Consider the following 12,194-nt stretch of genomic DNA (forward strand, 5'->3'; position numbering starts at 1 on the left):
AATTCAAGAAGCTTTTTCTGCAAAGATTTCTTTAATTTACAATGGGTTATCTTCATTTTTGTAGTATAGCAGTGATGCTAATCTACTACAGCCCCTAATCTTTTTTATGAGCCCTTTTCCCTTTATGCATTACCTTAATTGCATCCTCAGAAATTAAATCACAGCGAGGTAATATTTCATTTATTGACTTCCAAGAAAGTAAATCTTTCTGAGATATTGCTCCTTTCATTAAAAGTGGTTTTTTCTCAAAATAGTTTTCACGAAATTCTTGATAAGAAATTGGAAATTGAATTTTCATAATATACTCTCTTATTGATAATCACATCCATCACCATAATCCGAACCTGATTGATTGCAACTCGCCTTTATACCAATACTATTTTTGATACCTTGAGAAGTACTTTTATACAAGCCCTCCCCCATACCACCACCTAAAGCAGATAAGGTTGACGCTGTCACCGCACCAGCTTTCATTGTTGCTCCAATACCGCCACCAATAGCCCCACCTATAGCTGATGCTCCCAAACTCTCCCAAGTCATTTTTTCCCCAGAAATCATACTATTCCCAACATAATATGCAGCTCCAGCAACAGCTCCTACAATAACAAGTGCAAGCCTGCCGAAACAAATTGGCAATCCTCAATTTTTAACTCTTTCATAAGAGATATTCCTCTATGATGTTTATAATTACAACAAATACTATTAGAACTATAGCCTCAATAACATCTTGTACATTTTTATTTTTTACAATCTTCTTTACAAGAAGAATAGACACAATTCTTGATAATATGAATGGGATAATCAATATAAGTAATATTTTTTCAAAAATCATATTTATCTAGCCGTATAAACTAAAATACTAGTGGTAGGGTGGTATAATTTAGTTCCCAGTATGATGTAATGCCAGTACCATCCCACCACAAAGGGGCTATGCCTCCATATATTATTTCACAATCCTTAATACTAAGATCTTTCATTTTCTCTCCTCTTATTTATTTTTGAATAAAATAGCTCTTATATGCCCCAAGTAAAATTATTATAAATAAATATATTATTATTTGGCATTTGTCATTTTTTTCCTTACTCATATCTAACTTACTAAGCAACAGTACATCTATAACTTTCACAAAAATAACAGGCAATACTATAACTAATATCAAAATAGAAAAATCCACCATACTTTCTCCATTAAAGTATTTCAACTTACTTTATACATTACTTTAATTGCATCTTCAGAAAGTAAATCACAACGAGGTAATACTTCATTGATAGCCTTCCAAGAAAGTAAATCTTGCTACTCTATAGCACCTTTCATTAAAAGTGGTTGTTTCTCAGAATAACTTTCACGAAATTCTTGATAAGAAATTGGAAATTGAATTTTCATTTTCATCTCCACTAGCCTTGATAATCTGTACCATCACCACAATCGTAGTTTGAGCCAGATTGGTTATTATTCGTTCTACCTGGAACTCCAAACGTAGGCTTTATTGGTAAAGATGATGGAATTAATTCTTTTACACCGCTAGGTAAAGAATTTTCATGTATTGTAATAGGTAGGCTCCTCGCTAAATCAAGGGCTAAATTAACAGAAGTACTGGATAAACCGCCTAAAGCCCCCCTCTTGCAAACCCTGTAGCAAAAGCAACGCCATAAGATACAAGATCTGGTTGATTAGCCTTATTTTCAGAATTCCCTCCAACTACTAAGCTTAATTGTAAAATTGATGGTTCTTTCATTTCATTCTCCCTTTAATCTAATTCTGATCACAAAAACCAATATTAAAAATAATTCTAAAAATAATACTATACTTACAACATCTTCCACAATATATAAAACATTAAGTTCCTTCATATATCCATCTTTTATAAAAAAGAAAAAATTAGACAGCATCGAAAAAAACAAAACCTTCCATATAGTTTTTTTCATAAAAAAATAAAGACTATTATTTGCTGACATACAAATATCCTTATATACAAAAGGAAGCAAAATACTTGATGTAAAAAACAATACTTTAAGATACATAAAAACCTCACATACAAACATATTACAGCATTAAATATAAAACTAAAAACTCAGCAAAAATAAACGTCACACTTTTAACAAAAAAGTGACTATTTTCTTAAAATAATTAAAAAATAAAATAATATTCCAAAATAAAAATAAGCAACATGCACATTAAAAAATGATGATATTATTAAAGATATACAATATATAAAAATATAAAACAAAAACATATTTATGATTTTATTCGCATTTTTAAAAAATAATTTCATATAACCTCTCTTAGGTTAAAACGAATAGAATATATTTCAGGGCATTTTAAAAAATATAGATTATCTTCTTCTCATACATTAGTAATATTTATTTTTTACCCCCCTAAATAGACCATATTTTTTATGTGGATTTTATAAAAATAATTTTATTAGTCAACACGAATTTAACAAAAAGATAACAAAATAAATCTATTTATTTCTTGAAATGCTTCTTACCTCAAAACATTCCTTTATAATAGGTATTTTCTTGGTAACTCAATTTTCCACAACTCTTAGGAATTAACTTATGCTTAACACCCAATTTCGCACCCATTTCCCTTTTTTTGAAAAATCTGACGGATGGACGTATTTAGATTCTGCCGCTACAACGCTGAAACCTGATGTACTCATTGAAGCAACAAGTGAGTTTTACGCTTCTGCGGGGTCGGTGCATCGCAGTCAGTACGATTTGCCACAAACCGAACAATATGAATTAGCTCGAGATTTAGTCGCAAAACGTTTCAATGTGGAAACTCGTGAAGCGGTGATTTGGACAAGCGGTACAACCCAAAGTATTAACACCGTGGCTTATGGCTTGGAGCATCAAATTGCAGCAGGCGATGAAATTGTAATTTCAGTGGCGGAACATCACGCTAATTTTATTCCTTGGCAGCAGTTGGCACAGCGTACAAGGGCGAAACTCGTGGTGTTGCCACTTAATGATAAGTATGAAATTGAGCTTGAAACCCTTAAAAATGCGTTATCGGAAAAAACCAAAATTGTTGCCTTTAATTTAGTTTCTAACGTAACAGGAGTTCGCCAGCCAGCGGAACAAATAATCCCGCTTATCCGCCAATCTTGCTCTGCTAAAATTGTGTTAGATATTGCTCAAGCAGTTTGCTCAGAGCAAGTGGACGTTCAGAAATTAGATGCAGATTTCTACGCTTTTTCCGCCCATAAAATGTATGGTCCAAACGGTGTGGGCGTGCTTACCGGCAAATTGCAAAGTTTGGAGCAAATTCAACCGCTTGTATTTGGCGGCAAAATGCTGAAAAACATTACGGAAAGTGAATTAACTGTGGCAGAGTTACCTTATCGCTTGGAAGCTGGCACGCCGAATATCGCCGGCATTATCGGCTTTGGGCAAGTGCTAGCTTGGCTCGAAAAATGGGATTTTGTCGATCTTAATCATCAGCTTTATGACTTGGCTGAATACACCTGCAAGCGGTTAAATTCTTATCAAAATTTGCAAATTATCGGGCAACAAAATACACCGACTATTAGCTTTGTGGTGAAAAATCAGCACCCTGCCGATATTGCCGCTTTCTTAACCCAAAGTAAAATTGCGATCCGCCAAGGGGAGCATTGTGCCAAGCCTTATTTACGCCATTTAGAAGAGGTCGGAACAGTTCGACTTTCACTTGCCCATTACAATAATCAACAAGATGTTGAGCATTTTTTCAACGCTCTAGATTTTACCCTTGAAATTTTGCAAGAAAGCTAAGCTAAATCAAAAAAATACGTATTTTTTAGTAGAACGAAAAGGCTGAATATTGTAACCTTGCACCAGTTTCCAATTTAACTTTAATTTATCAACAAGGTGTTTTTAAATGAGTAAAAAAATCAAAAAAATTGCAGTATTAACCAGTGGTGGTGATGCACCAGGAATGAACGCGGCAATCCGTGGTGTGGTTCGTACCGCACTTAATGAAGGTTTAGAGGTTTGTGGTATTCAAGACGGCTACTATGGGCTTTACCACGATAAAGTGATCCCACTTGACCGCCGTTCCGTGTCTGAAACCATCAACCGAGGCGGTACATTCTTAGGTTCTGCCCGCTTCCCTGATTTTAAAAGACCAGAAGTTCGCAAACATTGTGTCGAAACCTTAAAAAAATACAGCATTGATGCATTAGTGGTTATTGGTGGCGACGGTTCTTATATGGGGGCTAAATTATTAACCGAAGAATTTGGTTACCCTTGTATCGGTATTCCGGGTACGATTGATAACGATATTGTGGGAACGGATTACACCATCGGCTATCAAACTGCCCTTGAAACCGCATTAGATGCGATTGACCGCCTGCGTGATACTTCAAGTTCACACCAACGTATTTCGATTGTGGAAATTATGGGTCGCCACTGTGGTGATTTAACCCTAAGTGCTGCCCTCGCCGGTGGTTGCGAATATGTGATCGTACCGGAAAAAGGCTTAGATAAAGATGCATTAATGCGAAGCATTGAAGAAGGTTTCCACAAAGGTAAACGCCATTCAATTATTGCAATTACAGAATTGATGACCGATGTTCACGCATTAGCGAAAGAAATTGAAGCACGTTTCGGCAATGAAACCCGTGCAACCGTATTAGGTCATATTCAACGTGGTGGTTCGCCTTGTGCCTTCGACCGTATTTTGGCCTCCCGTATGGGCGTCTATGCGGTGGAATTATTACTGCAAGGCTTTGGCGGTCACTGTGTCGGTATTCAAAACGAGCAGTTGGTTCACCACGATATTATTGATGCGATCAATAATATGCGTCGTCCGTTCAAAGAAGAATTATTTGAAGCCTCTAGAAAATTATTCTAACTTTTCTTACAATTTAAAGGCGGCTGTTTAGTCGCCTTTTTATTTGCCACATTAAGAGGGAAATTAAATGTTCAAAGAAAAACCCGTTATATCCAACCAACACGGTGCATTAGCAATGGCAATGTTGCCGTTTCTCTACGCCGTTATTGAAAGTGGTTTTAGCACTTTGCATATTTTCTTTGGGCTGTCGTGGCTGTTTCTCTACTTCTTTTCCTACCCTTTTCTCTCACTTTTCAGTAAAAAGCCAACTGAACGCAATAAAAAATGGGCGAAAATCTACTTTGGCTTAAGCATTCTATTTGCATTACCTTTGATCTACGCTCAGCCTTCGATTTTGCAATTTTTACCGATAATTCTACCGCTTGGGTTAGTGCAAGTTCACTACGCCAAACAAAAAGATGAACGCAATTTATGGAATGATGTTGCCGGCATTCTAACCTTTGGCATAATGGGAATGGCAGCTTATTATCTGGTAACGAAACAATATCAGTTTGAGATTCTGCTCCACCCTACCCTATTTTTTATTGCTACGACTTTCTATATAAAGAGTATGGTGCGAGAGCGAAGAAACCCAATTTATATGGAAATCAGTATTGCAATACATTTGGTTTTAGCAATGCTTTACATACTCTGCTCTCTACAAGCGGTCTTTTTTGCTTATTTAATTGCAACTGCCCGAGCCATTATTGTGCCAAGCTTTGGCTGGAATGTTAAACAAGTTGGAATGCTTGAATTTCCTGTGATCTTACTCTTTTTAGCAAGCCTTATTTGGTAAAAAATTGCACCTTAATCAATCATTAAGGTGCAATCAAAGAGGCATTATTTCACTCGAAACACTTTTACATTGCTGTAGCCATTCTCTTTCAAATAAAGAGCCTGCAGTTTACTCATTACCCCACGTTGGCAATAGAGCAAGTAGGTTTTGCTTTGGTCAAGCGTACTAAACTGGCTGGAAAGTTTATAAAACGGGAGTTCTTTTACTTCAACCCCGTCTAAACGGAATGGTTTTTCATCAACCTCTTCCGGGCTGCGAATATCTAGCACAACATCGTTTTTACTCAATTCTGTTGTGGTTTCAACCGAAACAACCTCTTTTTCGGTTTGCTGAGCGATCTCACGAATATCTAAATAACTCGCCGTTTGAACCGCTTGTTCTAGTACCTCAAAATTAAAGTTGCCTTCTTCTTCCAAAATTTTAGTTTCGATTGCCTTAACCGTCGGATTTTTAGAAATTACTCCACAGAACTCCGGCATTGATTTAGCAATATCGTCAGTGCCTATCGCTTTTGCCATTGCAATAATCTGCTCTTTATCGTGAGTGATGAGCGGACGTAATACCAGCGTATCTGATGCCTTATCAATTAAACGTAAATTAGTCAGTGTTTGGCTAGAGACCTGCCCCAACGCCTCACCGGTCACAATCGCTTGAATATCAAAACGCTCGGCAATACGGCTTGCCGCTCGCACCATCATACGTTTTAATACCACGCCCATTTGTCCGTTATCAACTTTTTCTAAAATCTCACCCACTACATTTTCAAAATTAATGGCGATAAAACGGACTTTGTGCGAGGTACTATAACGGCTCCAAATATGATATGCCATCTGTTTCACGCCAATTTCGTGTGCGGCACCACCTAAATTGAAAAAACAGTAATGCACACGAGAACCTCTGCGAATCAGCATATAGCTCGATACACCCGAATCAAAACCACCCGAAATCAATGACAACACATCTTCTTGTGTGCCGATTGGATACCCGCCTAACCCTTCGTGGCGAGCTTTAATCAGCAACATTTTATCATGTTCAATATCAATTCTGACCGTAACATCTGGGTTGGTTAATTTCACTTTCGCCGTTTCAATCCGCTGATTCAGCCCACCACCGACATAACGCTCTACATCAAGAGAACGGAAATCGTGCTTTCCTTTACGGCGAACCCGCACGCTAAACGTTTTGCCTTCTAGTTCAGCTTTCACTGCGGCATAAGTCTGCTCAAAAATATCGTGCATATCCGTAAAAGGGGTTTCCTCCACTTCTAAAATATGGTGAATACCCGGCGTGCGTTTAAGTAAATCCAGCACTAATGCCGTTTCTTCCTCCACTTTCGCCCGAACTTCAATAAAGTCCCAATGGCGAACCACAGACACATTTTCAGTCTCTTTTAATAATACGTTACGAATATTTGAGGTTAAAATTTTGATAAAGCGTTTCCGAACAGAATCGCTTTTAATCATAATTTCAGGGAAAAGTTTGATGATAAATTTCATATTTAAATCAGAATAGTGTGACAAAAATGGCGAGTATTTTAGCCTTTTCTGCTGAAAAAGCCTAGAAAAAGAAATCCTCGACCAATGCCGAGGATTTGCAAAATATCTGTCAAATTAGACCACTTGTAAATGGTTTTCATACGCCTGCAAGGTATTTTGCATTAACATTGCCACCGTCATCGGGCCTACACCACCGGGAACAGGGGTAATAAATGCCGCTTTTTGCGAGGCAACTGAATACTCTACATCACCTTTTAGTTTGCCGTCTGCTCCACGGTTAATCCCTACATCAATCACGATAGCACCGTCTTTAACCCACTCCCCGGGAATAAATTCAGGCTTGCCGACTGCTACAACTAAAATATCTGCTTGACGAACGTGATGCTCTAAATCTTTGGTAAAGCGATGAGTGACAGTGACTGTACAACCACCAAGCAACAATTCTAACGCCATCGGGCGACCAACAATATTAGACGCACCTACAATCACTGCGTGTTGACCGTATAAATCTACCCCTGTTGTTTCAAGCAACTTCATCACACCGTATGGCGTGCAAGGGCGTAAAGTGGGAATACGCTGAGATAAACGCCCAACATTATAAGGATGAAATCCATCAACATCTTTATGTGGTAAGATGGCTTCAATCACTTTAGTCGAATCAATTTGTTTAGGTAACGGTAATTGAACTAAAATCCCATCGACCGAATCATCTTGATTCAGCTGTTCAATCAGAGCTAATAATTCAGCCTCTGTAGTTTCTTCAGGTAAATCATAAGATTTCGACTCAATCCCAATTTCAGCACAACTTTTGCGTTTACTCCCCACATACACTTGAGAGGCTGGGTCATTCCCCACTAAAATGACCGCAAGACCGGGGTTACGTTTACCCTGTTCAACATAATGAGCGATTTTCTCACTCACTTTTTTTTTAATTTGTGAAGAAACCTCACTCCCAGAAATAATTTGTGCAGTCATTACTACCTCCCGAAATATCACTTGGCAAAACATTCGTCATTTTCTCAAAAAATAGCCTTTTTGATAAGCTAATTTTGAATAACGGATAAACTTCAATCATTTAAGCCGACATTCACAAAAAAAGATTGACTGTTGTGCAAAGAAATCTATAATCAACAACATCTTATGTCGGCGAGTAGCGCAGCTTGGTAGCGCAACTGGTTTGGGACCAGTGGGTCGTAGGTTCAAATCCTATCTCGCCGACCACTTCTTTTTATATTATCTTCATCTGCGCCCTTAGCTCAGCTGGATAGAGCAACGCCCTTCTAAGGCGTGGGTCAAAGGTTCGAATCCTTTAGGGCGTGCCATTATTTATCCTTATATTTCAAATAGTTACATTTAAATATCAGTTATTAATTTTCTATGTCAAAAATACTTTGTGACTAATTTGTGACTAGAATTTAACTGAGTTAGCGTGGTTGAGTAAATGGTCTGCATTAAGATGGGCATATTTCTTTACCATCTCTAATGTTTCCCAGCCACCCAATTCTTTTAAGGTAAATAATGGTGTGCCGGCCTGAACGTGCCAACTGGCCCAAGTATGCCTTAAATCATGGAAATGAAAATCAACCAATAAACATTTTTCAGTCGCTTTGTTAAATATTTTGCGGTTGATATCTTGTAATGCCTGCCCTTTACTTCCTACAAAAACATATTTAGGATTTTTCCCTCTCTGCTTTTGTAGTAATTCAAGTGCATCATCATTAAGTAAAAGCGATCTCGCTTTTTCCGATTTGGCAATATCATTTGAAACAATCGCTACTTTACGGATAAAATCTATTTTATCCCAAGTCATAGAAAGTATTTCTGTTCGCCTTGCTCCTGTTAATAAAGCAAAAGAGCAGATAGTTTTCATCCAATCAGTACTAATATTATTAATAAACTGCTTGGCTTGTTCTTTGGTAATCCAACGAACACGAATTGGAGGCTCTTTCTTTTTAGGGATAAACGGCATTTTATCAATATATCCTGCCTGATAAGCTAATTTTAAAATTCGCATTATCGACGTTCTATATTTATTCTTAGTAGAATTTGTCAATGGCGTACCTTTTAACATATGCCTTTCTGGAATCGCCTCCAGTATTTCATCACTTGTTAAAGAACTTAGTATTCGACCAGCAAAAATATTTCGATAATAAATTGCGTGCCGTTTTTTGGTTGATGTATCCTCTTTTCCCTCCGCATCTTTTAGAAATAAAACCAATGCGTTTTCAAAGAGGTAATCAGGTTTTTGATCTAGCTTATCAATTTGCCACAGCTGAGCTTTTAATTTATCGTGGTATTGCTGAGCTTCTTTTTTTACAGTTGTTTTAATAGTGCGTCTAATTCTTTCTCCACTAGGGGTGTAGAGGTCAATGTAATAGACGTCACCTCTTTTTCTGATCGGCATAATTTTTCCTCTCCGACCGATAGAGCAAGCCCACGGTCATTATTAGATCGTTTTTTCAACAAATCAAGATTTGATTTATCAACTCGCCATAACCGGGAGCCATCCATTTGGTAAAATCCCCATCTATGGCGATTGTTGAAAACAGTCCAATAGGATACATTAAGGATATTTGCTACCTGTTTAATGCTTAATGTTTCCACATTATCCTCCAAAAAATAACCGCTTGCGGAACAAGCGGTTGGGTTAGTTAGCGTTGAGCTGTACAAATTTTGCCATCGCAATCATTACCTAACTCTAAATGGTCGGCAGCAACTGCAAAGGCGGTTAAAAATAGAATGATTTTTGCGTATTTCATCGTCTAATCCTCAAAATTTGGGTGTAGAAATCCGCCGCTTGATGTTTCACAAGCGGTCGGTTTTATGATTTTTTGTGATTAGAACGTTGGCTTTTTAAATGACGGATCGAAACCACGAAGGTGTTTGAGTACTCGCCAGTTTGTCATCGGGTCGCAATCAAAGTCTTTGGTGATACGTTCAAGAATTTTATGTGCCGATTGTGCGGTGTGGCTATATTCAAAACCCTGTCCGTAAATTGTGCCCGCCATATTTGAGCCGAGTTTTTGAAACATCGGGTAGATATAGCGGAAAGTATGAATGCCACGCACGAAAGCGAACCAAGCCCATACGAGGCTTTGGAGTTCATCTTCGGTAAAGTCGAAAGTGTATTTCTTTGGCGGTGGTGCAAGCGGTTGAATTTCGCTATTTTTTTGCAAATTTTCCAACTGGTTAAGGAACGCTCGCAATACCACAAGATGAAACTGTGGGCTGATCCACGCTGCATAGGCAATCACGATTTCTTTGCAGGCATATGTGCCGCCTTGTGTGCCTCGTAGGGTTTTAATTGGGTTCGCTGTGCCTTCGGCTTGAATAGCGGAAACAAGGGCTTGGGTAGTTTCTAAACGTGAAAAATTACTTGGTTGATGGTTTTTGCTATTACCACTGACTTGGTGTAAGTCGTTTAAGCTGAATAGGTTTTCGTGTTGGCGGATTGCCGTGTTAAGAATGGTTAAATTTGACATTTTTATGCCCTCTGGTGTTTATTTAAGTTATTCGAACAACCTTAGTAGGGTTGATCGGGTCTCAACTTACCGACACCAGTCGGCGGAGCTTATTCTGATGTGTTGTATCTCGCTCTCTCGACCCGATCTCTGAAAGGTACAGTTCTGTACTTTTAGAGAAATCCTCAGATCTGAGGATTTGCAAATTTTAGGCATAAAAACCGCTATGCTTTCGGGTGCGGATAACCGCTGGTGTTTTGTAAGTGCGGTTATCTTAATCCGAATTTGGGGCGGTTGTCAAATTACTTGCTTAATTCGTGCTGGTAAAGTTTTTGAGTGCTGACTACCTTACCTATTAATGCAACAACAAAATTATGTTGTGTTTCAGCATCTTGATTTTTAAAATAGGTATACAGAGTAGTTTCAGGTCTTTGCCCTTCTAGAAACTTATCAATTAAATAAATATGGTCTTGGAGATTCATTATGATTACCTTTGGACATTGTTGCCCACATTGTGGGATTGAAAAAAGTGGATTTGAGGTTAAAATTCACTACGAAAATCAAAAATATTCAAATGTGTCGTTATTTTCTATATTAGCAACTTGTAACAGCTGTGATGGTAGTATCATTGCCGATATAGAAATCAATGATTATGATAGAGAATATAGCACGCCTAAAATTGATGCTTTTAGAAATAAATTAATGAGTAGAAATTACTATAATTTATCTGAAGCTTATTCAGGAATAGTTAACTTTTATCCTAATCACCGGAAACAAGCCGACATTCCTGATAAATTACCAGATAGTGTTGTTGAGGAACTTAAAACAGCCGAAGATTTATACCTTCAAATTAAAGCAAAACCGCATTTTGTTAAAGCGACCGGTAATGCTTATCGCACCACGCTCGAAAGAGCATTATGTGAATTAGCTGGAAATGATGCTAGAGCTAAATTAAACAAACGAATTGAAAAACTTTTTGATGATGGAAAGCTAACAAAAGATTTAAAAAATTTCGCACTACATATTCGTTCATTAAGTGCTGAAGCCTCCCATACTTACAATGATTTTTCTGTAGATGAATTAGAAGAGCTTCGTTTATTTACGCAATTATTTTTACGCTATACGTTTACTTTACCTGCAATGATTCCTGATGAATCACGAGAGAATATAACAGGCACTGAGGGCTAAACACCCTCAATTTTACCCATATTACACGTTGTGCCAGTTAAAGTTGCCAAAACCTCAACCGCCTTTTCTTTGGTTTCAAATTCCAAATCCAGCCGCCAAACAGAGCTTTTATTAAGGTGTGATTCGGGGTAAATACTATCGGTTAATGGTTTTGGTAATGCTTTAACTTCTGCTGACACTTTCGGGTTATAAAGCCCGCCACCTAACATTGCATAACCGGCAATGTCTTGATAATTGTCTTGATGATTTGCTCCGTTATTTAAAATTCGGGCAATTTTGAATAACATCATCTCAACGGCGATTTGCTGTGGCCAAGTGAGCTTTTCTGCGTGTGAGTCGCTGACTTTGCGTAAACCACCATAAATCTTGGCGAAACTGTTGTAGTTGCCGTGTTGTTGTTCACGTTCATCTAAAATATGTTGGGTTGTTTTCATCGT

15 protein-coding genes and 2 tRNA genes are annotated in these 12,194 nt (G+C 37.8%); 6 read left to right on the forward strand and 11 right to left on the reverse strand.

The window, feature by feature from the left end; all coding sequences use genetic code 11:
• Positions 1-94 precede the first annotated feature (94 nt).
• The 5 genes from EDC41_RS12615 to EDC41_RS13720 all read right to left on the reverse strand — a co-directional run bounded on the left by EDC41_RS12615 (position 95) and on the right by EDC41_RS13720 (position 1,956).
• Positions 95-298, reverse strand: coding sequence for a cupin domain-containing protein (locus tag EDC41_RS12615; RefSeq protein ID WP_006249206.1), 204 nt, complete (start codon positions 296-298; stop codon positions 95-97).
• 11 nt (positions 299-309) lie between these two features.
• A complete protein-coding gene (locus EDC41_RS12620; RefSeq protein WP_159630606.1) occupies positions 310-540 on the reverse strand; it encodes a hypothetical protein in 231 nt (76 codons plus the stop codon).
• Positions 541-992: 452 nt separating this feature from the next.
• Positions 993-1,178, reverse strand: a complete 186-nt coding sequence (locus EDC41_RS12625; RefSeq protein ID WP_006251851.1) for a hypothetical protein — start codon at positions 1,176-1,178, stop codon at positions 993-995.
• A 429-nt stretch (positions 1,179-1,607) separates the two neighbouring features.
• Complete coding sequence (locus tag EDC41_RS14075) at positions 1,608-1,736, reverse strand: hypothetical protein (protein WP_006249211.1); 129 nt, start codon at positions 1,734-1,736, stop codon at positions 1,608-1,610.
• Between the two features lies 1 nt (position 1,737).
• On the reverse strand, positions 1,738-1,956 hold the full coding sequence (locus tag EDC41_RS13720) for a hypothetical protein (RefSeq protein WP_006251853.1): 219 nt from the start codon (positions 1,954-1,956) through the stop codon (positions 1,738-1,740).
• Positions 1,957-2,559: 603 nt separating this feature from the next.
• Here EDC41_RS13720 and EDC41_RS12640 point away from each other — a divergent pair.
• The 3 genes from EDC41_RS12640 to EDC41_RS12650 all read left to right on the forward strand — a co-directional run bounded on the left by EDC41_RS12640 (position 2,560) and on the right by EDC41_RS12650 (position 5,612).
• A complete protein-coding gene (locus tag EDC41_RS12640) occupies positions 2,560-3,756 on the forward strand; it encodes an aminotransferase class V-fold PLP-dependent enzyme (protein WP_006251854.1) in 1,197 nt (398 codons plus the stop codon).
• A 106-nt stretch (positions 3,757-3,862) separates the two neighbouring features.
• The gene (pfkA, locus tag EDC41_RS12645) at positions 3,863-4,837 is read left to right on the forward strand and encodes a 6-phosphofructokinase (RefSeq protein WP_006251855.1); all 975 of its coding nucleotides are present in this window, start codon (positions 3,863-3,865) and stop codon (positions 4,835-4,837) included.
• Positions 4,838-4,904: 67 nt separating this feature from the next.
• The gene (locus EDC41_RS12650) at positions 4,905-5,612 is read left to right on the forward strand and encodes a YwiC-like family protein (RefSeq protein WP_115262498.1); all 708 of its coding nucleotides are present in this window, start codon (positions 4,905-4,907) and stop codon (positions 5,610-5,612) included.
• A gap of 44 nt (positions 5,613-5,656) precedes the next feature.
• Here the strand turns inward: EDC41_RS12650 and thiI are convergent, their stop codons facing one another.
• Positions 5,657-7,108, reverse strand: a complete 1,452-nt coding sequence (gene thiI, locus EDC41_RS12655; RefSeq protein ID WP_006251857.1) for a tRNA uracil 4-sulfurtransferase ThiI — start codon at positions 7,106-7,108, stop codon at positions 5,657-5,659.
• Positions 7,109-7,222: 114 nt separating this feature from the next.
• On the reverse strand, positions 7,223-8,083 hold the full coding sequence (gene folD / locus EDC41_RS12660) for a bifunctional methylenetetrahydrofolate dehydrogenase/methenyltetrahydrofolate cyclohydrolase FolD (RefSeq protein WP_032844896.1): 861 nt from the start codon (positions 8,081-8,083) through the stop codon (positions 7,223-7,225).
• A 169-nt stretch (positions 8,084-8,252) separates the two neighbouring features.
• Between folD and EDC41_RS12665 the strand changes: the two genes are divergently transcribed.
• Together EDC41_RS12665 and EDC41_RS12670 are read left to right on the forward strand one after the other, a co-directional pair.
• Positions 8,253-8,329, forward strand: a tRNA-Pro gene (locus EDC41_RS12665).
• Positions 8,330-8,353: 24 nt separating this feature from the next.
• Positions 8,354-8,430: transfer RNA gene (locus EDC41_RS12670), tRNA-Arg, on the forward strand.
• Positions 8,431-8,516: 86 nt separating this feature from the next.
• Here the strand turns inward: EDC41_RS12670 and EDC41_RS12675 are convergent.
• The 3 genes from EDC41_RS12675 to EDC41_RS12690 form a co-directional block, all read right to left on the reverse strand.
• Positions 8,517-9,512: a tyrosine-type recombinase/integrase gene (locus tag EDC41_RS12675; RefSeq protein WP_006251859.1), complete on the reverse strand. Its 996-nt coding sequence runs from the start codon at positions 9,510-9,512 to the stop codon at positions 8,517-8,519.
• A gap of 433 nt (positions 9,513-9,945) precedes the next feature.
• A complete protein-coding gene (locus EDC41_RS12685) occupies positions 9,946-10,590 on the reverse strand; it encodes a P22AR C-terminal domain-containing protein (protein WP_006251860.1) in 645 nt (214 codons plus the stop codon).
• A 281-nt stretch (positions 10,591-10,871) separates the two neighbouring features.
• Positions 10,872-11,051, reverse strand: a complete 180-nt coding sequence (locus tag EDC41_RS12690; protein ID WP_006251861.1) for a hypothetical protein — start codon at positions 11,049-11,051, stop codon at positions 10,872-10,874.
• Position 11,052: 1 nt separating this feature from the next.
• Between EDC41_RS12690 and EDC41_RS12695 the strand changes: the two genes are divergently transcribed.
• Positions 11,053-11,757: a DUF4145 domain-containing protein gene (locus EDC41_RS12695; RefSeq protein ID WP_006253110.1), complete on the forward strand. Its 705-nt coding sequence runs from the start codon at positions 11,053-11,055 to the stop codon at positions 11,755-11,757.
• Here EDC41_RS12695 and EDC41_RS12700 read toward each other — a convergent pair.
• Positions 11,754-12,194: DUF6378 domain-containing protein (locus EDC41_RS12700; RefSeq protein WP_243642647.1), on the reverse strand; the 441-nt coding region annotated here is incomplete at its 5' end. The genes EDC41_RS12695 and EDC41_RS12700 overlap by 4 nt on opposite strands.

This window comes from Mannheimia haemolytica (assembly GCF_004342115.1).
Classification (GTDB): Bacteria; Pseudomonadota; Gammaproteobacteria; order Enterobacterales; family Pasteurellaceae; genus Mannheimia; species Mannheimia haemolytica.